This window comes from Bartonella sp. AP258QHHD (assembly GCF_042196145.1).
Lineage (GTDB): Bacteria > Pseudomonadota > Alphaproteobacteria > Rhizobiales > Rhizobiaceae > Bartonella.
The window spans coordinates 15,661-38,657 of the sequence record NZ_JBHIPR010000014.1 but is presented as its reverse complement, the minus strand read 5'-3'; the positions used below and the strand labels follow the sequence as shown (position 1 = coordinate 38,657).

Below are 22,997 nucleotides of genomic sequence, written 5' to 3'. Positions count from 1 at the left end.
ACACTGGAAAAATGAGACATATCACACAAAACGAATTGGACCTGATCAAACGGTTCGAGGGCTTCTCTCGAACCGTTTATTTTTGCCCGGCTGGCTATCCCACAATCGGTTATGTCCATGTTGTGAAAAACGACGAGGACTTTTCGGCAGGCATTGATGAAACACAGGCTGAAGAACTCTTGCGCCAAGATGCCCAGATCGCAGAGCGTGCCGTTCTGCGCCTAATCAATGTGCCGCTGACAGATGGCCAATTCGATGCGCTAGTGTCATTCACCTACAATCTTGGCGGCGGAGCACTCCAGCGTTCAACACTGCGCCGTAAAATCAATCGTGAGGAATACGCCGAAGTACCAGAACAGTTCATGCGCTGGGTTTGGGCGGGCAGACGTAAGCTCAAAGGGCTAGTTCGGCGTAGGTATGCCGAATGCTTGCTTTATCAAATACACTAGAGTGGTTTTTCTAGTACAATTATTGTTTCTCTAAGCAGCTCTTTGAGTCTTGGGTTCATTTTCAGCTGCTGGCCAGATGTGCTAGCTCCTCGGCAAACAATCATTTCCCTTACTTTGAAACCTGTATCTTCTGCTATCTTAGCTAGGAGTGTATCTGTGGGTATGGGTATTCCTACATAAGCACTTTGGTCGACAACGATGTGCATAAATCCGCCTTTTAATAAAACATCGTAGCAGTTTTCAATAATTGTTCGCATATCATAAAAATATGATCGAAGCATACCCGGCACGAGACGTGTACGACTGTCACGCTTGCCAGTCATTCTCTCTTTTTCAGGAATCTTTTTTTCGATTTCAACACACAGCGTATCAACTAAATCAATATCAGTTGTTTTTTCAGCAGACTTTTTAATTCTATAGTTTCGTACAAGCCTTTCCCTGTATTTGCCAAGTTTGCTTAGTAGAGAATATTCTCCAAAAACAATTTCCAGCTTATATGATTCAAAATAATCGAATGAATTTGCATAGGGCGGAGAAAATATAATAGAGCCAGCGTGATCGCCAGATATAGCACTTAAACTCAACTTTCTTGCATCAAATTCTACGCCACGTGCTAAACTGTCCTCATTGTGTGGGTTCTCTTCATAATCAATCAGTATTAGTTGCAGCTGGTCCAAGAAACGCTTTTTAACGTCGCCTACAGGTGAAGGTCTTGTTGCCAGCCCATTACCATCACGTTTTCGATTAGAACAGTCCTCCAAAATTGCTAATAAACAAAAATTCAAAATGTTGAATATGCGTTTATTTGATTCTTCGTGAATGCGACGCTTTATTTTAACAAGTTCAGTAAAGTTGCCTTGATCAAAATATTTACTAATTTGAACCTCATACTCGTTGTATTCATATTTTTCATGGTCAGTACATTTATTCCAATTATTTATTATCTTATGAAGTTTCTGCAGTTCACCTGTAGATAAAGCGTAAGATTTGACTTCTGTAGATAATATTGCGAAAGGATTAACGTCTAGGCCGACAGACGAAATGCCTAGCTCTGACGCTGCTACAGAGGTTGAACCTGAGCCGCACATGGGATCAAGAACAATACCGCCAGAAACGTTTGGGTATCTGGATAAAATTTCTTTAACAAGATCTCCTGCATAACCTTCGCGGTATCTAACCCACCTGTGGTATGGCTGTAATTTTGAAACAGAAGTGTTAACTAGTTTTTTAAAGAAAGATTCTTCATTTGAAACATTATATTTTTCTTCTAGATATTCTAAAGATTTACAGAGTTCTGTAGACGAAAATGTATCTTCCAAATCCGACCATATCAAACGTGGTTGATTTTCTGATTTAGCAAGCTGCAACATCCGCTAAGCCCTCCGTTTCTTGATTAGTTCTTAGATCTATCCGCGCATAGGCTTTTTCTAGCGACATCGAACTAAATTCGTTTTCGATATCCTCAATATTTGCTCCATCTTTAATCTGACGTATTAGGCAAAGGGCCGAGTTAGCATAAAGCTCAACTAAAAATTCCCCGAATGACACACTGCAGTCTTTTTCTTGAAGCTTTAACATCGTATCATTGAGACATTCATTGAAACTGCCATTATAGTCTTTCTCATTAGGCAGACTTTTCTTGCTGAATGTATAAATAAAATCACCCTGTGGAGTTCCATCGTGACGGAGGTGCGCCGTATCTCGATAAGCATGAATGGCTTCTTGGTAAAAAATCCCTTCCGGTTCAATATGAAATCCTGCATCCAAGGTTGCTTTGATAACGGCATACCATGCTCTAATATCTTTATTGTTAAAGGTGTAAACCAAGCAACCGTCTGATTTTAATACTCTGTTACATTTTTGAAAAACGCCGAGTAAAAGTTCATAGTAATCGGAAAAATCTTTCTGGTAGGTTTTATCTTTTGTTTTTCTGTGAACAACGGCTTCAGAGGCAAGCTTATGCTCTGGAAATGGAAACTTAGTTCTGCCTTCTAACCAGACCTGCCAAAAAGCACACAATTCACCATATTGGACATTACTTCCATATGGTGGATCAGTTATAATCATGTCGACAGAACCATCTGGGATATCGACCTGTTTTGAATCCACGCATTGCACCATGAAGTCCGCAGAGCCCTTTTCAAGGTCTGAGAAGTTCAGAGTATTTTTCTTTGAATTAAATCTAGAATCTCGATCTTTTAGGCCAGACTTGATCGCCTTTAATCTATTGTCAAAATATTCAAATGGATTGGCTTCAATAAATTGATTTGGTATCCAAAACGCATGCTTTGCCCACGCAACAGGTCTTCCATCCATCCAAGATGAAGTTGAGAAGTTCATGTTGTTGGTGTACCTGATTAATGAACTCAATATAAATATTAAAAAATCATACTCGGGATCACTCATATCTTTTTGAATTTTAAGCTTCTTGGCCATTTCAAAAAAGCTCGCCGAAATCAAAAGGTTTCTTGGGGTGAAAAAATCCGTAAATTTCACAAAGCCTTTTCTATGAAGACAATCTTCCTGTTGTCGGTCCCATTCAGCCGGAATTTCAAAATCAGGAAAATGAAGTCCTAAACTAGTTTTTAATTTCTCTAGGTTTTCGCTATATTGTTTATGTTTCTCAATATCGTCTCTAGACGGTTCCTTTGCATCATGTGCTCCGCATTTCTTGCATCGATATCTTAAGCTAATTATTTCACTGGAAATTCTGGGAGCGTCTGCTGCTTTAATATTTGAGCTGCAATGGTCGCAGACATATATGCCATTCTTTGGTTTTCCAGCATCGTTAAGCGCTTTATTGTCATTACGAAAGGACGTGTTTTTGCTACAATGTGGACACTTTATTAAATATGCATGCTCTATCCAACGAACATGTGCCTTGTCGTTTTTACAGTCTCCGCATTCTGTTGTAAAAGAATCTTCAAAATGACCTTTAACCATTTTCTTAAGGTCAAGTGCATAAGAAAGAATTTTAGCGGCATCAACGTCACAAATTTGGCAATACTGGATGAAAGAGGCTACCGGATTAACATCGGTCGAAACAATTTTTCGATTAAGAGTTAACCCTTCAATTAAGGTGACGCCCCCTCCACCAAATGGATCAAAAATTATTTGACCTTCCTTCGTATAAAAGTCGATGAGTTCACGAAATACATTGTGAGGTCTTCTCGCGAAATATTTATGCATTTTATAAATCGGAGTGTGACCAAGTGACTTTAAATGTTTGCTAAAATATTTTTTCTGATTTATTTCACCCATAGCGTATCTCCATAATCTTTATGTATGTGTTTTTCTGACTCCGCAAGGAGTGACGCTAGGAACACTTCTTTTTCCTTTATTATCAAGAAGATATTTTTATTTGAGGTAAAGCACTCATCAAAGATTTCTAAGTGCCGCATAAGGTACCGATACTGGTTTCCAGCTGTAGTACGATCTGTCCATACATTATTGTACGAAAAAGCCTTTTCATATCTTGAATTTAAGTCTTTAAGTATCTCATTTTTATTTGCTTCGTTTGTAAGCAAAATATTAGGGTATGCAGCTTCTATTTCCTTGGCAACCGATATTGCAAGTTCTAAATCAGGCTTTCCATCATTGAATTGAATTGAAAATAAGCTGTACAAAAACTGGATGTAGTTCAGGCTCTTTATTTCAAGCATGAAGCTAATCGCCTCCCTATATGGAAAGAGAATACCGTCTTTATGTTCTTCCCTGTACAAAAGAAACTGGTTTCTAAGAGCGTCTAAAAAGCTTATATGGCCTTGCTTGTACAAAAGGCCTAGTTTACTTAATTGGTATTTGTTTCTCTCTACTTCATGAAGGAAGCCGACCCTTTTACAGTGAGATACATTGTTATTGTTTATTCTGATCTCTTTTGACGTGTATATTGCATCAGGGTTATCAGTGATAATTTCAAATGTAGGAGTTATTAAGCTTTCTTCTAATTTTATTGGTGTATAGTCACAAAGTGTCTTAAAAATACGTGTGAAGTCGCCTTTTCTTTCATTTTTTCCAAGTTTACTACCGACACCTATGCTACCCGTTGGGTTTTTGTTTACGTTTGCAATTCGTAGCAAAAGCGCATCTTCAAAGTCCGAAGTGTTCAATTCCGTTGGCAGATTTATAACTACTTTTCCCGGAACAGAACTACTACCTTTTATTCGACCTTTTGCAGCAGACAAATTGATTGAATCGATCCATTCTGCAAGAGCTTCATCTTGATCTCGCATAGCTTGAATGAGATTAAATAAAGCTTCAAATCCAGCTCCAGAAAGTACATCTTCACCTTCTTGATCGAGTAACACAGGAACGATTATATACGAAAGCCTGCCTGTTTCTCCAAATTTCTGTCTTACAGCACGACCGACAGCCTGCACAATGTCAATCATTGAACCTTTAGGGTCAGCAAAGAAGACAGCATCAATTAGAGGAATATCTATTCCTTCAGTCAAGCAACGAACATTTGTGATCACGCCCAGTTCTGAGTCTTCAAAATTTTGTATTATCTCAGCACGATCTTGAGCAGTCATGGCTCCGTTGATGTGTGCAATAGCAGTCTTTTTATCACCAAAAGAGCTCTCAGCAGACAAGCGATTTGCAAAATCACGAGATTCAGAAATCTTGGAGTGAAATGATATAACCTTTGTTAATCCAAGATCTTGTATGGATTTCTTTAGCAAAGCTATTTTATAAATATTTTGAACAGTTTCTGTATGACTATCATCATCAGTCACATAAACATTGTTTTTTATAAGTTGATTATATTCAGAACTGCTAATTCCCGTAAATACAATGCGATAATCTGAGATAATATTTTTCTCTATTGCTTCACCAAAAGTAAGCCGGTGAAAAACATCACCATAGATACTTTTATCATTCATAGAAAAAACAGAGAGATTATGTTCTTCGAGTTTTGAGCTTAGTTTTGGTCTAACGAGGCGCTCTGTAGCGGTAAGAAAAAGTTTTTTCTTTGTTTTAATGGCAGCATCGTCAAGAGCAATATTAAACTGAGAGTTTGAAACTCCCGCAGTTCTGTGCGCTTCGTCATAAAAAGCGATATCGAATGAAAAGCTGTTTTCATTCTCGGATAGCGCATTCTTTATTACTTCCGCAGACTGATATGTACTAAAAATAAACTTCTTTTTATTAGAAGGCTGGGCAATAAAATTACGTACAGCTTCTGCTGAGGTAGTCACAGGTATATCAATATCGCCTATATCAATGTTATTGCTATCAACTTCTGCATCAACTGTTTGATCACTGCAAACGCACAAATACTGAAATGGCGATGAAGACTCAGCGGACCACTCCTCGAGTGCTTGCCTAACAAGTTGCAGGCTTGGGGCAAAAAATATTACGTTGTCAGCTTGAAGATGCTCAAGGGTCCACAGTGCGATGAGAGTCTTTCCTATTCCACAAGCCGCAATGAGCTTTCCTCGATCACTTGATGAAAATCCAGAAATAATGTCTTGAAGTATCTCAGATTGATATGGTCGAGGACTCTTCTTATCTCTTTCAATTTGAATATTTTGAGAAATGGCAGACTGATATAAAGAAGAAAAGAAGTCTTCGTCCAAAGAGGTAAATCGGTCAACTAATGCACTTAGATGCCCGGTTTTTTTATGAGCTACATTCGGCAGAATGTGAGTGTTAGAAATAATCAACCTGTAATCAGCGTACTCTGCTTCAGCCCAAAATGTTGAAAGTTCGCGTGATGTAAGTGCTGCTCGCCCAGACCGGAACTTGGCTTGCCAAGCGATATAGTCTCCTGCGTTGTTGATAAAAACTCCATCTACGCCATAGTCTGTTTTCTCCAGACGAAGCTTATCAACAACATGCTTTGGAAACGGACGGTTATCAACAATTGGGCAATATATCTCTTTAATCTGATGTAAGTCAGATAAGAACTTCAAATAAAAATAACAGAAATATTCAAACGCATCGCCTTTAGCTTTGTTGTCACCAATAGCCTCAAGCGTTCTCTCAAGAGAATTCCAATCGCTGTATTTTGTCTTAAAAATATCAATCATCTTTGTTGGTTCTTTTTTCTTTTGATTGTTCGTTAACGCCTTCTTCTATCCACTTTTCGAGCTGCTCTCGTTTGAAACGCCAAGCTCCACCAACTTTGAACGCGGGTATCTTCCTGTCTGACAGGAGTTTATAGACGTGCCGTTCTGTTACTTTTAAGTAACGGGCCACTTCCTCAACTGTCAGAATATCGTGCTCGTCAGACATGCCTTCTCACTTATAATTTGGTCATTAAGATGTAAAATATTCTAAAATGTTCATAAGCACAAGGACAATGATAAAAAATGGCAGGGATGTAAGTGCAGCAATACGGTAACGATCAGATTCTCTACTCACCATCGGACTTGGTCACCTTTTTGGGGTGTCACCATGCGAGCTTCCTTGATGTGAAGGCGCTAAGCGAGAGCATGGATAAGGCCGAAGCCAGCACTACAGCTCAGCTACTGCAGCAAAAAGGCTTGGAACATGAGGCGGTGTATCTCCAGCAGCTTAAAGACGAAGGTAAATCCGTCGTTGAAATCCCTAAAGACTGCAATCTGCAAGATCGTGCCCAGCTAACACTGGAGGCCATGCAGTCCGGTGCGGATGTCATTTATCAGGTCGTTTTCTTTGTGCCGCCTTGGCGGGGTGATGCTGACTTTCTGATTAAGTGCGATACGTCGTCAGACTTAGGGGATTTCAGCTATGAGGTGCTGGATACCAAACTGGCGCGAACGGCTGAGTCCAAGCATATCATGCAGCTTTGCGTCTATTCTGAGCTGCTGACTGACCTGCAAGGATTGCGCCCGGCTGATATGCATCTGTTTCTGGGCGACCATGAAAAACACAGCTTCCGCGTGGCTGACTTTTTCTATTACTACACCCGCGCCAAAGGCCGCTTTGAAAGCTATCTGCAAAACCTGCCTGCGGACTCATATCCTGAGCCTTGTGGCCATTGCAATTTCTGCCCGTGGCGTGATGGCTGCAAAGCGCAGTGGGAGCAAGATGACCATTTAAGCCTTGTAGCCAACATTCAGCGCTCACAGATGGACAAGCTACGGAAGGCTGGTATCCGCACCGTTGCAGAGCTTGCCGCCACTGCACCTGACACCAAAATCCCTGATTTGAGCCGTGATGTATTTTTACGCCTGCGCTCCCAAGCTGTCCTGCAACACCACAAAGCCACCACTGGCGAGAATAAATGCGAGATCATTCCGTTTCCTCCGGGCAAGGGCTTTACTCGTATGCCAGTGCCGGATAATGGTGACCTGTTCTTTGATATGAAAGGCGATCCGCTTTACCCGAATGGCTTGGAGTATTTGTTTGGGGTGTATTATTTCAAAGATGGCAAGGAGCTGTTCCTTCCGTTCTGGGCGCATGACCATGAAGAAGAAAAAGAGACCTTTAAGCGCTTCATGGGCTTTCTGGCTGATCATCTTGCTAAACACCCACATGCCCATATCTATCATTACAACCACTATGAAACCACAGCCCTGAAACGATTGGCCTGCCGTTATGCGGTCTGCGAAGAGCCGCTGGATAATCTGCTTCGCAACCAGAAATTCATTGATCTGTATCTGGTGATGCGTGAAAGCATCCGCACCTCTGAACCCGGCTATTCCATCAAAAACATGGAAACCTTCTATATGGACAAGCGTGCCAATGCTGTGGCGACCCGCCGCCGATAGCATCATCGTCTACAACGAATGGCGTGAAACAGGTGCTGATGAATTGCTGCAAGAGATTTCTGATTATAACGAGGTGGATTGCGTTTCCACGCATTTGCTGCGTGATTGGCTGCTGACACTTAAGCCGGAAGATGCGCCGTGGTTTAAGGGCCTTCCGGAATATGCCGAGGAAGAAAAGCTACAGCGCAAGGACTGGGAAATCGAATATGAGGATTACCAAACCCGCCTTGGCGTGATCGAGGATAACCCACCGCCGATCAATGAGCGGCTATCGCATCTACTGGAGTTTCATAATCGGGAAGCCAAGCCGCAATGGTGGAGCAGCTTTGAACGGCAGAACAAATTTGAAGATGAGCTGGTTGACGATACGGAGTGCCTTGGTGGCCTGCGGCAAGTTGGCAGCCCCGAGCCTGAAAAGCGTTCCCTGATATACAGCTATCGCTTTCCTTCACAGGAATACAAGCTGAAGGTCGGCGCTCAGGCCGTTGATATTGCTGTCATGGAAAATGCAGGCATGATTGTTGAAATCGATGAAGATGCCTGCATTGTCAAAATCAAGCGCGGGGTCAGCAAAGAACCATTGCCGGAAAGCCTATCAATTGGCCCACCGGGACCGATTGACAGCAAGATCATCCGCTCCGCTATTTACCGCTATGCCGACCATGTGCTGGAAGCGCCAGAAGGCACTCATGCCGCGACAGAACTACTGGCGCGAAATGTACCACGCATTCAGGGCAAGCAGTCGGGCGAAGCGGTTATCACCTCTGATGATCTGCAAGGCGATGCGCTGGAAGCCATCGCGGCATTAGATAACAGCTATCTCTTTATCCAAGGTCCACCGGGCGCAGGTAAGACTTATACCAGCAGCCATATCATTGTGGACCTGATCAAACGCGGCAAGAAAATCGGCGTTACCTCCAACTCGCACAAGGCCATTCACAACTTGCTGGAAAAAGTGGAAAGCGTTGCCGCTGAAAAAGGCGGGAACTTCCATGGCATCAAAAGAACCAGCAGCGGTAATGATGAAACCGTTTTTGATGGGCAATTCATCCGCTCAGAAACCAAGATCGAGAATATGAGCCTTGGCACTGATCTGTTTGCGGATACCGCATGGACATTTGCCAGCCCGTACTTTGATGGTTAGCTGGATTACCTGTTTATTGATGAGGCCAGATAAGTTGCGACCGCCAATGTGGTGGCGATGGCCACGGCGACCAAGAATATCATTCTGGTAGGAGATCAAATGCAGCTTGGTCAGCCTATCCAAGGCACTCATCCGGGCGAGGCTGGATTGTCAGTGCTGGAATTCTTGTTGGGCAATTATTCCACTATTCTGGCTGAGCGCGGCATCTTCCTTGGCCAGACACGCCATATGCGTCCAAGCATCTGCCAGTTTATTTCTGATGCCTTTTATGATGGTCGCCTGACTGCTCATGAAAGCACTGCTGAGCGCGGCCTGAATCTGCAAGGCGTTGATCTGCCCAATGCAGGGATTGTCATGATCCTGGCAGAGCATGAAGGCTGCTCACAAAAAAGCGTTGAGGAAGGCGAGATCATCAAAATCAAATATGATGCCTTGCTTGGCCAAGAGTTTACCGACCGTAATGGCATCCGCCCGATCCACCGAGGACGATATTCTTGTGGTCACGCCATATAATGTGCAGGTCAATTATCTGCGCTCCATCCTGCTGGACAATGCTAAGATCGGCACCGTTGATAAGTTCCAAGGCCAAGAAGCGCCGATCGTGCTGATTTCTATGGTGACATCCAGCGCCGAAGATCTGCTGCGCAACATTGAGTTTCTCTACAGCAAGAACCGTTTGAATGTTGCCGTGTCACGCGCACAGTGTTTGGCGGTCGTGATCGCTAATCCAAAATTGCTGGAAATCCCATGCGACTCTGTAGAGCAGATGAAACTGGTCAACACATTCTGCTGGCTGGATGAGTATGCAGCCTCTGGAGATACGCAACAAATTCCGAGGAGAAGTAACCTTGGCTAATAACTGGAACATTCCTGATTGGTTGGAAAAAGAAGTGCGGGATCGTGATAAGATTTGCGTCTATTGCAGGTCAGAATTTACGCCAGTAAACGTTTCCAGAAAAACGGCGGCAAGTTGGGAGCATATCATTAATGACGCATCCATAATCACACGGGAAAATATAGCGCTCTGTTGTTGTGGATGTAATTCAAGCAAGGGACAAAAGCCTTTGCTTGAATGGCTTAATTCTAAATATTGCTCTGACAGAAATATATCTAAAGATTCTGTTGCTCCGATTATTAAGACAGCAATAGCTACAGCACGTTGCGGTGAATAACTGGCTTAATCACCGTATATTTTGCGGCGATTATCCGTTTCCAATGAAGGCAAGGCAGGATTCGAACCCTCGGTATAGTACCGTAGTAATCTGCATTAAAGGGTTCATGCTACCCAGTATTTGAAATGCAAACCCTCAGTACCGTAGCAACAAAAACCTTGATTTTGTTATCTTTCAGGACGATTATTGTTGCAACTCAATGGTAGGTGTAGAGGATTCGAACCCAAAGGGGGTCAATACCCCGCCATTAATTTAAAACGAACTTTCATATGCTTGATATGACATAGTTTAAAAAGCTCAGCATTTGCAGGATTTTTTGCTGTTGCAATTGACCAGTTCGCGCCAATCTATACCTGTCATTATGTACAACTAGAAATTGTTGTTGAATTTCCATGAATTTTACACTTTTTAAGCTCCTCTCCTCTCGATCTTGAGATAACCTGATCTAGCATAAACGATCTCTTCAAATATCATTAAAGGATTTTTACCATTATCACCAACTTAAAGCTTTAGAATCAATGGTGATCATAGAGCTATTTGCAATTTCGTTTATTAACGGGCTAAATTCGTTTTATCTACACCAGAGGTAACAAAAACTTCAGTTTTTCTTGTGCAATGTGCTCATTTAAAATTAATATCATGAATATTTATCTATTACTATAATCAGAATAAAGGTTGGCGTAATAATTGAATATCATTCATGCAACGCTTTTTTATGGCTAAGGCCTTTTAGGTAAATGGATAGCCCCTGTAAAATAAATAAAGGTGCGCAAAAGCCTATAAATACACACAGGACGTATAATATAGAAAATGAAAAAAATTTTCCTGCATATAAAAGTACAATAGAGAATAAAGCTGTTATGATGCGTACACTGGCATCGCCTGCCAAAATCACCTCGGCTAAATTTTCACTAGGTGTGATAGCTTGTCCAATTGTTATTCCCGATATCCTAAAATAAAATTGCCCAATACCTAATAAAAATCCCATAATATAAAGGGAATATTGAGTAAAATTTAAATATAAAACAAAAGAGATTGCGATCACGGCAAAAGCCGGTGCCCCCCATACAAAAAAACGAATTAAAGATGGAAATTTCCGTAAATAATAAGATGAGATAAGACCATTGATCACAAAACCCAGTGCTGACAAAGCAAAAATAGAATTTTGAATAGCTGTAAATTTTATATTATCTGATGTTATAGAAGCAAGAACAAGTGGCAATAAAACAATAGGCCCCGTATAGAGAGAATTATTCAAAATACGATTAATCGTTAAAAACCGCAACGCAGAAATCCGCCAAAGGCATCTAAAACCAATTCCATAAGCCTTTTGAGATGGCGTTTTTAATAGCTCTTTTACTCTGTTTAGGTGTTGTATAGACTTTATACGAAACCATAAGCTGGCATTCAAAAGATAGATAAATACAATAAAGGCTATGGCTATTTTGTGCCCCAAATGCGCAATTATAAAATATATAAGCAACGGGGATATAATAACAAAAAACTGACAGCAACTAGTATAAAATGCAAAAATTCCAGCTTTTTGTTTGGGAGCTGGAACCAGCAGATTCAAGGCACTATTGTTATTTGGATTATCAGCCCCCATCAGTAGAGCGAGTAAGAAAAACACAAATAAAATAAGCATTGAGTTGTTTATGAATAATAAGAAAGACAATAAACAAGCGCAAATAATTTGGCTATAAAACCCAATTATAAAGCCTTGATAGTGCACCAACACATTTCCCAAACATAAGCCAGCAATTCCAATTGCGATTAAATTAACGACATTTAAAGCAGCAGATGCTTCTCCAGTTGTATCTTGGAATTGTAATAAAGAAAGGCCGATAGATAATACACCACTCGTACAGAAACTTGTCAAACTTCCAATCAAAATCATAAGAAAGACGGAATTACGCAACATTTTTTATGATCCCAGACAGAGCACTAAACCATTTTGTGATTTCCTCTGTTGTCAAATGTAGCTCGGTACTTAATCCGAATTTTTCATAAAAGTTTAGTTCAAATGCGTTATAGGCACTTATTTTTTGAAAGTCATCTGTCAGCATGAATTCTATACTTGGTAACGTTGTACCTATAGATTGAGATAAATAATAGGAAATTACTTTCCAATACATATAGGTACGCTCTCTTGCCAAATAATTTTCCAAGGCATATTTCAAGTGACAACCACTTAAAATATATTTCGGACAATGGTGCAACGGATAATAAATACAAATAGCACCGGCTTCATGTCCGAGACAAGAAGAGATATTAATATTTTTATCATTTCATAATATTATAAAAACGCTCAGTGAGCAGATCTTCCAAATTTAGTCTAGTCACAACAAGATTGGTTGCTAATTTTTGAGCAACATGAGACCAAGCCAATCTTACTACTAAAGTTCCAATAACCTTTAAGTCAGATTCTGGATAAGCTTTTTTTTAATTTTCCACCCATATGTCTCTGTGACATATAATAATTGGCTCATCTCGTCTGAATGAACAAGATGTAATTCTAAACCAATATTATCACAAAGTTTTGAGCTCTTGAATTCTCCATATCCTAACCTGGTATTCTTAAATCATAATAGAAACTAAAGAATTTTTAAGTATTCCAACTTTTATTAAACTTTGTAACAATCTATTGGAATCTCCCCTTCACTGACTTCGACAATTATTTTCTCACCACTATAAGAACAAAAAATTATCTTTGAATTTGCTTACTTTTAGAAAAAAAATGAGCAACACTCTTCCTTAACTAAAAGAAACACGCTCTATACCTTTTTCTTTATGATTATCAAAAAACTATCCCGTTATAATTTAACCATCCATTATTAGGATAAATATTCTGCGTTTAGCCTAATAAACTGTTATAATCAATGTTTCTCTCTGTTCTAAAAGTCAGCGCTTTTCATTCTAGAGATACTCATAATTGCTGTAAAATCTTTCCCCAAAAGGCTTCCCTAAACATTGCTATTAACACGATCATCCTGAGAAGTTTTATACATACACACTGCATTCTATGTATTTTTTGGAAAATCCCTTTGAATCTCTATCGAGCCTTGTTTTGGCAGTATCATTTTTAATATATCATAAATATTTTTATTTAATTTAATTTTAGAAAACTTAGTCATTATCGTGTTTCATTAGATGATATGAGAAAGGTAGGGATTCAATAGTGTTGTCTTGCAGAAAATATTGCGTCCATTCTCTATTTTGGAGTTTGCTATATTTTCTTAAAATAAGGAGATTTTGTGATAATATAAAAAGGTTCAGTCCTTTTTCCTACAACGAGAATACATTTTGTTCTGTAGAGAGAAGACTTAGAAAAAACACTTAAGCTGGAAAGTTAACATAAATAGAGAACTTACTTAATTCTGTTTATATGGGATGGGGTATTGCAAACTATAAACGTAGGCTCCCCATGAAAGCAGAACTCCCATAGAGGATTGTCCATATTTTTTGGTATATGCTTAGGCCATTCTCGGTCATCAAGCATTCGCAAATCTTTAAGTATAGACCAGAATTTTTCTCTATAAAATTCGATACTTTGTATGGGGGCAGGCTCCTCGAATGCAACAAAAGATGTGTTCTTTCCAAAACTTTTATAGTTATCGCAATAAGTTATCATGTCTTCCATCATATTTTTTGAAGTCAGCTTGTTGTAGAACTCAAATCTAAGCATATTTTTTGAGTATCCATTTACACCGAATAGGCAGGGAAAAGGTCTAATTGTGTTATTCATGGTTGCATCGAATTCTTTAAAAACGATCTGCTTCCATTTTTAATATTTGTCTATATTTTCAATTATTTGCGCTGCTGAATCCATGTTTTCCTCCCAATTGTTGTATTTTATAGGAAATTGCTACGTATGATCCTCTCCAAAGCTGATAATTCATCATCATTGTGTCCCCAAATTGCTATAATAGCTGGGCAGGTATTTAAATCGATGGTTAGGGGGAGGGGCTCGTTTTCTTTAAAAAAAAGCGTAAAATGAATCACATTTTCCCAAGAATGAAGCTTTTGCCGCCATACGTTAACATCTTTTATAATATGACCGTCGATCTCGTTGATAAGGAAGATAATACGCCCTTTTTTCTTAAAGCGACTTGGGGTTTGCGAAAACACGCCTGCAATAAGGTTAACGGAGCTTTCAAGTAAACCATCTTCATAGCAATGCGCGAACAAGGTGGGTGCAATTCCTCCGTGGAGGCGGGCTCCTACTTCGATCATCACTGGACCACGAGCTGTTTGCATGATTTCCACGTGCGCAGGTCCATATTCAATCCCCAGCGCGCGAATGCATTGTTTTGCATAAGAGATAAGAGAGGCATAAGAGGGATCTTGAGAATCAAGCACATCAAGCGTTTCATAAACAAAAGTACTTCCATTATGAATACCTTTTTTATATCGTGACAAACTACATATTTTTATAGCCTCTCCCTTTACAACGGCATCGACGATGTATTCCTCTCCCTCCAATCTTTCTTGGAGCAAATAGGCCTCGTTAGGTGCGCCAAAAATATTTTTTTTCTTCCAGTCGATTTCAGAGGCCCACGTTACTACTTCCTCAAGATTAGAGAAAAACAAAACACCATCACTCCCTGCAGAATCATTTGGCTTTACCACATAGCCGCTGTGGCTTTCAAAACCATCGAGAGTACAATCGTTTTTTGTAAGAATCTTTGATCGGATGTAAGATAAACCATTTTCACAAAGACGTTTTTGCATCGCTGCTTTTTTCCGTCGCCAATCGGTAGTCAAGGGGTTATTCCCAAGACAACCATAATAAGCCGCCAATTGCTCTGCACAATAGATACCTCTTTCGGCACCCGCTATTACAGCCTCTATCGTGCCGATAGGAAAGCGTTTCTTTATCTCATCTACACTATGAAGCTTCGCTTCTGCCATGCCCTTTCCCTGATAAGAAAGCATAAAGTGTGAAAAAGGAGCTTGTTGAGAGACAACACCATAACAAGCATAGCCTAATTTTTGCAAAGCAGGGCCATAGAGGGCACCCGTGGAGAAAGGGTCGACAATAAGAATAGGTTTTCTCATACTTTGTTCCGCTGTGATAAAAGGAAAAGAACATAAATAAAGATTATTAGCCCTATAAGGGGCAGAAGATAAACAGCTGCTTGAGGACCCATAAGGGCAGAGCTTGTAAGAAGACCAAGAATGACATAACCTGCCGACTGGGAGAGAGTATAAAGCATGCCGCTATAGCTTCCCACCAGCTCTGCTTGAGCCTCTGTTTTGGTCGCTTCAATCGTATGTTTGCGGGCATTAATTCGCATGGTATTCATTGAAAAGCCAATAAAAAAGCAAAAGACCACAGCCAAATAGGGCGATTGTGTGGTGCTAAAAATAAGATCAGCTACGCTCAACATAAGGGCTGGGAGAATAAATTCAAAACGAGGGATTTTGATAAAAGCAGCCAAAAAAGCGCCCATGCCCGCAACCGCACTGCAAAGCCCATAGTATTTCAGAGCCAAAATTTTTCACACTCTGAAAAAGAATGGTTGCCAGCGTATTATAAGCGCAAATATGAAAGCCAATAAGTCCTATGCAGACGCATAAAAGTTTAAGCTCACGGGAGAGTCCATCCGCTTGCGGTGTAGGTGCTGGCTTCTTACCAGTTGCAAGTGCTGTGGTATCTGTAGCGTTGTATTCATCGCAAAATATAATATATCCGGCTATAAGGCTTATAATGATGTCAAACACACAAAGTGTCACAATCAAACCATTATAACCGATTTCAGCCGCTGCCCCTCGAGGGCTGGTCGCTTCTAAGAGATAACCACTTAGTGCTGCTCCCAAAAATGCGCCAATTTGCACCACTGTTTGCATAATGCGGGAAGCCTTTTGGGCGCTAATATAACCACTAAGTGCTAGTTTAGTATTATAAGTCTCGAGTGTGCTTAAGGTAATCAAAGAGAGATAGCCGATAGAGATAGAGACAGCGATAAAACCAAAGGGGGAATCAGCGTAATGGAAAAGAGCAATCAATAAAAAAAGGCTATAGATAATGATCCGCCTTTTGTATAAATCGACCAACCGCAATGAGGCTTTAATGCGCACAAGACCGCTTTTTTTCAAAAGATAGGGCATAAGGGTGCCCAAAGCCATGGTTACGCCCAGGAAAACCGATGAGGATGTTATGCGATAAGCATTCCAAAGATTACTTAAAAATAAACCATATCAGAAAGATACAGCAGGACAACAAGCCCATAAAACCGAAACATCAGTTGTTTGTGCACATTATCCCCCCATGTTAAATACACATGCTATAAATTATACATTTTTACAAAAAGCTAATATATATGTTGTTAGGCATGTCAAGTTTTTTCGATAGAAGCATGATACAGATTTGAACGATAACGTTTCTCATAGCGATAGCTAATTTTGGAGAAACTGAGAGCGGAGGCGGTTGGTATTTTTACTGTATCTCTTGTGAGTTGCTTTTCCAATGAGGAGTTTCTTCGCTAAATGACCAGTATAGCTATGTTCTTGGGAGGGCTGTGTTTGCACTCTTAAGATTTCCTCCATTTATACTCAAGGTTTAGGTTTTTCTATTGACCGTTGTTAGATGTTGTTGTGACAATAAACTTCGTTATCTATCAGAAACATTTATGGCATTAGCGCTAAGGTATTGTATTAAAGCCTTTACATAGTAGTCTTTTTATAGGGAGAAGGTATTATTGGTTCAGTTTTAGGAGGCTTTATTACGGCTGATTTGGGCGTCGTCGTTGTTTGAGGTCTTATTATAATATTCTTAGTTTCAGTTTATGAATATACCGAAAAATATAGTGAAACATTTGATTCAAACGCTTTTGCTAGGCATATTTCAATATCTCAGCGATGTTTTCCAAGAATTGCTCTGCTGCTTTTTGACGGGATCGGATATCAAATGCTTATAGCGAGGGCAGTGGTTTGAGAAAAGATAGAGTTGATTTCATTATCTTCCTATGGAGCGCAATCTAGTAGCAGCTCTTAAGGGACAATAATATACTGAGATCGAACTCATTTCTATACACTTACACGACGCTATAGGAGTAATCCTCAGAAACTCTACTAGAATTCGTCAAAAAATGACAGGTTATGGAGTGTGAACAAAAAAATATATTTTTTACAAATACTTAATCTCATTTTAAGTTGTCTAAAATATAACATTATCTTAAAACTAAGTCTATATACCGCCATTTATCATAAAGTTAATAAGTTATACAAAATGCGGGAGTATTGTGTTTTTCTGTTTAGAGACGAGTTAAAAAACACCTTATTAAACATTAAGAGATTTCAGATATAAAACAATTTAACTTATGGAAAGTATATAGACAAAATGTATCTTGATAAAAAAGTTTATAACTCCATGTGGTCTTCAAAGAAATTTTCTGGTTCTTTTATTGTCTTATGCGGGTTTGATGGGAGTGGTAAGACAACACAAACAAAAGAAATTGCACGCCATTACTCAACAGAAAAACATATAATACAAACTTTTCAACCCAGTTATTGGTATAGAAATAATCCAGAAATTAGAGATTACTTAGATAATGGAAAAGCAATTGATCCGTTGCTTTTAGCACTCTTATCAGCGACAGATAGACGCAAATATACGCTTGAAATTATTGAACCTTCCTTAACGTCATCGCAAAATTTATTAATTAGCGATCGATATGTTTATTCTAGTCTTGCTTATTTTTATGCTCGAGAGCTTTCTGTTGAAAGTGTCGTTAAATTAAATCAATCTATTCCAAGACCTCATATTACATTTTATCTTCATTTACCGCCCATTACTATACTGGAACGGTTGCAGAAAAGGGATAGTTTAAACTTAAAATATGAAGAAAAACTCTCTTTTATTGAAAAAATTTACAAAGTATACAAAGTTTTATCGGAAATAGATGAGCGGTTTATAACAATTGATGGAACTACTCCTGTTTCTTTAATTCATCATCAAATACGACATCATATAGATAAGTTTTTTTGATTATGAATAAAATCATTTATTAATCAATTTATCCACGATAAATCCTCCTTTATGTATTCTTACTCTAAATCTGAAACTTTAGAGATGTGATTGCAATAATTTAACTGCTCAGGAAAAATATCACGTTATATATTTTAATTAGAAAACTAACTGTAATGGGCTTGTTTTAAAAGATTTAGAGAAGGGGAGTAGAAAAATTAGCAATATTTATTGTGAGGATAATAGTATGTTTATTCTTTTAGAGACGAAGTGTGGTGATAGAAGAACGACATGGAGGAATATACTCGAGCATATTTTAGTGCACAGAATAATAAGGACAATAATGTGAGTGAAGCTTCCATACCGTAAAATTGTTTCACATATGTATAAAGGTGTAGCTTCTGAATAAAACGCACATAAAATATTAATTTTGTTTTTGTCCATAAATGTTCCGTTTTCATAGAAGAATTAATCATAAAACAGCACAAAGATTGTAAAAGCCTCAAAAAAGAAATTTTGCTTTCTTAAATTTAATGATCTAAAATAAAAATTGTAAGAATGCCTGTTTTTAAACAGGATGTATCATGCATATCGACTGGTATTCATTTTAGAGGATAATTTATGTTCACTTCAAATTTGAAGGAACGCATTGCTTTATTTGAAAATAGAACTTTTCTCTATTTTACTTTGAGCGGCTTATTTGCTACATTTGGAAGTGGACTAAATTATATTACATTGTCATGGCTCGCTTACAATCAGACGGGCTCAATCCGTGGTATAGCGTTGATGATGCTTTTTCTTTGGACGCCTGGCATTATTTTTGCGCCTATTTTTGGCATATTGGCAGATAAATATAACCGTAAAACGCAGATTATTATTTCAAATCTTGTGAGAGGTTTGGTAATCGTGGGCTGGGTAATGCTTTGGCATTTTGGTATAGAAATTGAATTGATGGTCTTATCTGCTCTTTTGGGTATTTTTATTCCTTTTTATATGCCATCAGCTATTTCTTTAATTCAAAGTATTGTGCTGAAGGAACAGCTCATCAATGCAAATGCAACCATCGATATGGTTTATGAACTTGGCACTATCGTAGGTATGGGCTTAAGTGGATTTATACTGTCCTATGCAGGAACAAAAGGAACTCTTCTAATAGGTGGTATATCCTTTATCATTGCTGGTTTATTTAATTTTGCAATGAAGGTACCTAAAAACCGAAGATCTAAAAAACAAAACCAGCAAAATTGGTGGGAAAATTATACAGCATCCCTTCATTATTTTAAACAGAATCCAGCTCTTGTTGTACCTTATATAAGCCAGATGATTATTATGACTCTTTTGATGACCGTTCCTGTTATTCTCGTTCCTTATATACAAGAGGTTTTACATGCGGATAACAGGACCTTTGCAATATTTGAGGTGCTTTATTCTATGGGTGTATTGACAGGTGCGTTTTTTTCACCACTTCTTTGTAAAGTTTTATCCATAAGGAAAACATTAGCCATTTTATTAGCTTTTATGGCTATTGGCCTTGCTATTCTATCTGTTAATACACACAATTTTGTTGTTTTTCCTGTTTACTTTATGATTGGATTTGGACTTTCGAGTTGGGCTCTTTCGATTTCTTTATCACAACTCTCTTGTGATCCTGAATACCAAGGAAGATTGCAGGCAAGTTTTAATGGTATCTCTGGATGCTTGATCCTCGGAGTCTATCTCATTATGGCAAGCGATAACAGTAGCATATCACCTCAATCGATATATTTTTTTCAAAGCATTGTTGCGTTTGTTGGAATACTCATAGTGCTGTTTTATAAACATGAAAAACAATAAATTACATTTAAGTGTGGACAACATACGCTATTTTATAAATATTTACGCTGCAGTACATTTCACATTTTGCTTTTAAAGGAGAGTTGAGAAAATGTAAAAGTTGGTGCTTAATGAACAAAGCATAAATTGATGTATGCTAGAGAATACTCTCTATTTTTTGATAATGATCTAAAAGAATTGATGCGTTTCTTTAATTCATCTCACTGTTGTTAAGAAGACGAAAACGTAACACTTTAAATCTTCTTGAAAGTTTTTTGTCTAAGCGTAGCAGAAAGTAAAGCGATGAGGTAATATCGTATCATATGGGGAGAGTATTGTATTATTTTTGTTTTTCAAAATCCATATGAAAAATTGTATCAATTTCATCTTCATTGGAATGAGTATTTCTACGACGATGCAAGGTTTGCACAATCTCTTTTTTTAAAACAGCATCTGTTTCACTTAAACGGTGAATACTGAGTTCCAATTCAAGAGATAACGCCAAATCCACGCACAGTTTAAGCTCTTCTCCAATGTCGAAACCGCGTTGATAGTCGTCATAAAGACCAACCAGTGTATCAGATAATTCTTTATCGCATAAAGAGGTCATGCTTAATTCCTCAACGTTGCGGGTTTCCATGCAGCTTTTTTAAGTATCACTCCACTATCATCACTTAAAATTGCCATGTATACGAACCTCATGGTTTTGTCAATTTTCTGCAAAATACGCGCTTTTAAATCAAAGCCTATTAAAGATTTTATTACTCCAAGATTTTGAAGCGCCCAATTGTAAATATGGATGGCAATGTGTTTACTATAGAATTTATAGCATTTAAAATACATTGCCAAAAGGCTTTTAATATGCGTAGAGGAAGAGTATTCTGACGATAAACCAAACACCCTGAAATCTCTATTGCCAGTTACAGCTAAATCAGTGCTATTAATATATAAAATAAGCAAACAGGGTTTGTAAACGTCTAACTTTTTAATAACGAGTGATAATCTCATTTTTTGTAGAATACCAATTATTTTGCCTATTTTATATTGATTTTTAGACATTGATAAACTTTTTACCTTATAAAAACCTATGGGAAATGCATTAGCATATTTTTGTAATAAGATTTCAGTGGTATATTACACAGCATGAAATGAAGAGAATCGTATTAGGCTTTTTGCTTTTGAAAGAATATGACTGCAACTTTTGAGAAAGCAGTTGGCAAGAATTGGCTTGGCATGCAAACTGATAGAGTTGGCAGGGGCGCATTTAGTTTTTTCATTGGCCTGTGTCCAAATGTTTTTGACTCTGGAAAATAGCCTCTGATAGGCTTGAGTTTTTCCAAGGTTATATTACAGGGGCGCAGCTCAGAAAAATACCACGGCGATTGCATTTTTGTAATTGTCATAATTTTCGCTCCTGCTTGAATGGATGCTGTAACATCCGTTTTTGTGGGGTTATGTATGTGATAACTGCTCTTCTTAAGGGGCAGTAATGATAGATGTAAATCAATATAATTATTTAGTCAGCAATTATATTGATTTTGGAGTGTTTTTTTGGCTCGTCCGGAAGCAAAACCTAAAACTGAGTTGGCAAAACGTTTTCGTGAAGTGCGTCACGCTCTTGGTTTTACAGAGCGTAAGCAGTTTGCTGAACATCTTGGTATCACTGCTGGCTCTATAGGAACTTATGAAACTGGTATAAGTGAGCCTACAGCCTCTGCACTCTCCAAATATCAAGAAATTTGTGGTGTTTCATTAGATTGGCTAGTAACAGGCAATGGTGATATGTTTTCAGATATGGCAAAGGCGAAAGCAGCTGGTTTTAAACCGCAGGCGATTCCTGCTGGGCTGATGAAAAAGCTTGGACATTTAGTTTATACGACCTATCATGATGCAAAAATAACACTTTCTCCTGAAGATGTTGCGGAATTAGCAGCAGAGCTTTATGGAAGATTGCAAGAGCTTATTCAAAACCTCAATGATATAGAAGAAATCGAAGCCACTTTGCCGCTTTTAAAATTACATTTAAGACGTAAAATCGAAACTGAAAAACACCTCTAGAAATTTCATAAGATATGAACGAACAGCCTTTTAAAAAATAAAACTTTTTTGATCTTCTGCTATATAACCAAGTTTGGAATGTGAAAATCTCACAATTTTTGAGTCTTTTATTCAACCTGAATAATAATAAATTATCATTATAAATCAATACATTGCTCTAATACAGATAAAAAGAATGACGAGTAGTGATACAAACAAAATTTCTACAAAAAGAAGCTAATATAGTGCCATTCCTGAAATATTTGTTGGTTGAAGAAAAGATACGGACAATAGTGAAAATACAGTGGGTTCTGTGAGAGGAAAGAGTTTAGAAAACAGCTTCTTTTCGGTTTGTGATATTAAAAAATTTATACAACAGTGAAAATACAATGACGATGTTTTGTTCCTATAGAAGGGTAACAGATATATAAGAGAGAAGAACGAAAGACTATTTATAGATGCGCTTTTGTCTTTTTATGAAGATGATAAGATGAGCACGTTAAAACTTTTTACAGAGCGTGCATCATTATATTTAAGACAGATTTCTTTCAAAGAGATGTATAATATATTGAAACAGTTTACCTCGCAACAAAAAGTGAGATTATCATGATAATCGTCATTATTACATTATGCTATAAGTTAAAAAATCATAAATTTGTGCTTATAAGAACAGCTAATTTATTGAGAAGTATTTTTATAAATTTATAAAAAATAATT

At 38.3% G+C, this 22,997-nt stretch carries 21 protein-coding genes; 9 read left to right on the top strand and 12 right to left on the bottom strand.

The genetic code is table 11. The annotated features are described in order from the left end of the window. The first annotated feature begins 11 nt into the window (after positions 1-11). The gene (locus tag ACFIMM_RS01175) at positions 12-449 is read left to right on the top strand and encodes a lysozyme (protein WP_375629552.1); all 438 of its coding nucleotides are present in this window, start codon (positions 12-14) and stop codon (positions 447-449) included. Here ACFIMM_RS01175 and ACFIMM_RS01170 read toward each other — a convergent pair. The 4 genes from ACFIMM_RS01170 to ACFIMM_RS01155 are packed head-to-tail and all read right to left on the bottom strand — an operon-like array spanning position 446 to position 6,686. Next, on the bottom strand, positions 446-1,819 hold the full coding sequence (locus ACFIMM_RS01170) for a DNA methyltransferase (RefSeq protein WP_375612857.1): 1,374 nt from the start codon (positions 1,817-1,819) through the stop codon (positions 446-448). The genes ACFIMM_RS01175 and ACFIMM_RS01170 overlap by 4 nt on opposite strands. Then, entirely contained in the window at positions 1,803-3,710 is a 1,908-nt protein-coding gene (locus tag ACFIMM_RS01165; RefSeq protein WP_375612858.1) for a DNA methyltransferase, read from the bottom strand. The genes ACFIMM_RS01170 and ACFIMM_RS01165 overlap by 17 nt, the downstream gene beginning before the upstream one ends. Next, positions 3,698-6,481, bottom strand: a complete 2,784-nt coding sequence (locus tag ACFIMM_RS01160) for a DEAD/DEAH box helicase family protein (protein WP_375629556.1) — start codon at positions 6,479-6,481, stop codon at positions 3,698-3,700. Before ACFIMM_RS01160 ends, ACFIMM_RS01165 begins: the two co-directional genes overlap by 13 nt. Further along, complete coding sequence (locus tag ACFIMM_RS01155; protein ID WP_375612860.1) at positions 6,474-6,686, bottom strand: helix-turn-helix domain-containing protein; 213 nt, start codon at positions 6,684-6,686, stop codon at positions 6,474-6,476. The genes ACFIMM_RS01160 and ACFIMM_RS01155 overlap by 8 nt, the downstream gene beginning before the upstream one ends. Positions 6,687-6,778: 92 nt before the next feature. Here ACFIMM_RS01155 and ACFIMM_RS01150 point away from each other — a divergent pair, with 92 nt between their 5' ends. From ACFIMM_RS01150 to ACFIMM_RS01130, 5 genes are read left to right on the top strand one after another with little or no spacing between them, the layout of a single operon-like run. Beyond that, positions 6,779-8,146, top strand: coding sequence for a TM0106 family RecB-like putative nuclease (locus tag ACFIMM_RS01150; RefSeq protein ID WP_375629559.1), 1,368 nt, complete (start codon positions 6,779-6,781; stop codon positions 8,144-8,146). Further along, positions 8,121-9,290, top strand: a complete 1,170-nt coding sequence (locus ACFIMM_RS01145) for a ribonuclease H-like domain-containing protein (protein ID WP_375692580.1) — start codon at positions 8,121-8,123, stop codon at positions 9,288-9,290. The genes ACFIMM_RS01150 and ACFIMM_RS01145 overlap by 26 nt, the downstream gene beginning before the upstream one ends. Before the next feature lie 57 nt (positions 9,291-9,347). Continuing rightward, positions 9,348-9,803, top strand: a complete 456-nt coding sequence (locus ACFIMM_RS01140) for a hypothetical protein (RefSeq protein ID WP_375629564.1) — start codon at positions 9,348-9,350, stop codon at positions 9,801-9,803. Next, on the top strand, positions 9,787-10,146 hold the full coding sequence (locus ACFIMM_RS01135; protein ID WP_375612864.1) for an AAA domain-containing protein: 360 nt from the start codon (positions 9,787-9,789) through the stop codon (positions 10,144-10,146). The genes ACFIMM_RS01140 and ACFIMM_RS01135 overlap by 17 nt, the downstream gene beginning before the upstream one ends. Then, positions 10,139-10,462, top strand: a complete 324-nt coding sequence (locus ACFIMM_RS01130) for an HNH endonuclease (protein ID WP_375612865.1) — start codon at positions 10,139-10,141, stop codon at positions 10,460-10,462. The genes ACFIMM_RS01135 and ACFIMM_RS01130 overlap by 8 nt, the downstream gene beginning before the upstream one ends. 694 nt (positions 10,463-11,156) lie before the next feature. On the opposite strand, the gene ACFIMM_RS01125 is transcribed toward ACFIMM_RS01130, so the two are convergent. The 5 genes from ACFIMM_RS01125 to ACFIMM_RS01105 all read right to left on the bottom strand — a co-directional run bounded on the left by ACFIMM_RS01125 (position 11,157) and on the right by ACFIMM_RS01105 (position 16,591). Then, positions 11,157-12,383, bottom strand: coding sequence for an MFS transporter (locus ACFIMM_RS01125; protein WP_375638170.1), 1,227 nt, complete (start codon positions 12,381-12,383; stop codon positions 11,157-11,159). A 1,446-nt stretch (positions 12,384-13,829) separates the two neighbouring features. Continuing rightward, positions 13,830-14,147, bottom strand: a complete 318-nt coding sequence (locus ACFIMM_RS01120; protein WP_375682604.1) for a YqcI/YcgG family protein — start codon at positions 14,145-14,147, stop codon at positions 13,830-13,832. Between the two features lie 167 nt (positions 14,148-14,314). Further along, positions 14,315-15,520: an ATP-grasp domain-containing protein gene (locus tag ACFIMM_RS01115; RefSeq protein ID WP_375682580.1), complete on the bottom strand. Its 1,206-nt coding sequence runs from the start codon at positions 15,518-15,520 to the stop codon at positions 14,315-14,317. After that, complete coding sequence (locus tag ACFIMM_RS01110) at positions 15,517-15,903, bottom strand: hypothetical protein (RefSeq protein ID WP_375682579.1); 387 nt, start codon at positions 15,901-15,903, stop codon at positions 15,517-15,519. The genes ACFIMM_RS01115 and ACFIMM_RS01110 overlap by 4 nt, the downstream gene beginning before the upstream one ends. Further along, positions 15,872-16,591 carry a hypothetical protein gene (locus tag ACFIMM_RS01105; RefSeq protein ID WP_375682578.1) on the bottom strand — a complete coding sequence of 240 codons (720 nt, stop codon included), beginning with the start codon at positions 16,589-16,591 and terminating at the stop codon, positions 15,872-15,874. Before ACFIMM_RS01105 ends, ACFIMM_RS01110 begins: the two co-directional genes overlap by 32 nt. 1,213 nt (positions 16,592-17,804) lie before the next feature. On the opposite strand from ACFIMM_RS01105, the gene tmk reads away from it, so the two are divergent. Continuing rightward, on the top strand, positions 17,805-18,452 hold the full coding sequence (gene tmk / locus ACFIMM_RS01100; protein ID WP_375638173.1) for a dTMP kinase: 648 nt from the start codon (positions 17,805-17,807) through the stop codon (positions 18,450-18,452). A 600-nt stretch (positions 18,453-19,052) separates the two neighbouring features. Then, positions 19,053-20,264: an MFS transporter gene (locus ACFIMM_RS01095; RefSeq protein ID WP_375682577.1), complete on the top strand. Its 1,212-nt coding sequence runs from the start codon at positions 19,053-19,055 to the stop codon at positions 20,262-20,264. Between the two features lie 319 nt (positions 20,265-20,583). On the opposite strand, the gene ACFIMM_RS01090 is transcribed toward ACFIMM_RS01095, so the two are convergent. The 3 genes from ACFIMM_RS01090 to ACFIMM_RS01080 all read right to left on the bottom strand — a co-directional run bounded on the left by ACFIMM_RS01090 (position 20,584) and on the right by ACFIMM_RS01080 (position 21,646). After that, the gene (locus tag ACFIMM_RS01090) at positions 20,584-20,853 is read right to left on the bottom strand and encodes a hypothetical protein (RefSeq protein ID WP_012754562.1); all 270 of its coding nucleotides are present in this window, start codon (positions 20,851-20,853) and stop codon (positions 20,584-20,586) included. 2 nt (positions 20,854-20,855) lie between these two features. Next, on the bottom strand, positions 20,856-21,302 hold the full coding sequence (locus tag ACFIMM_RS01085; RefSeq protein ID WP_375612874.1) for a hypothetical protein: 447 nt from the start codon (positions 21,300-21,302) through the stop codon (positions 20,856-20,858). A gap of 104 nt (positions 21,303-21,406) precedes the next feature. Next, complete coding sequence (locus ACFIMM_RS01080; protein ID WP_375612875.1) at positions 21,407-21,646, bottom strand: hypothetical protein; 240 nt, start codon at positions 21,644-21,646, stop codon at positions 21,407-21,409. A 148-nt stretch (positions 21,647-21,794) separates the two neighbouring features. Between ACFIMM_RS01080 and ACFIMM_RS01075 the strand changes: the two genes are divergently transcribed. Continuing rightward, positions 21,795-22,301 carry a helix-turn-helix domain-containing protein gene (locus tag ACFIMM_RS01075; RefSeq protein WP_375682576.1) on the top strand — a complete coding sequence of 169 codons (507 nt, stop codon included), beginning with the start codon at positions 21,795-21,797 and terminating at the stop codon, positions 22,299-22,301. Positions 22,302-22,997: the final 696 nt, after the last annotated feature.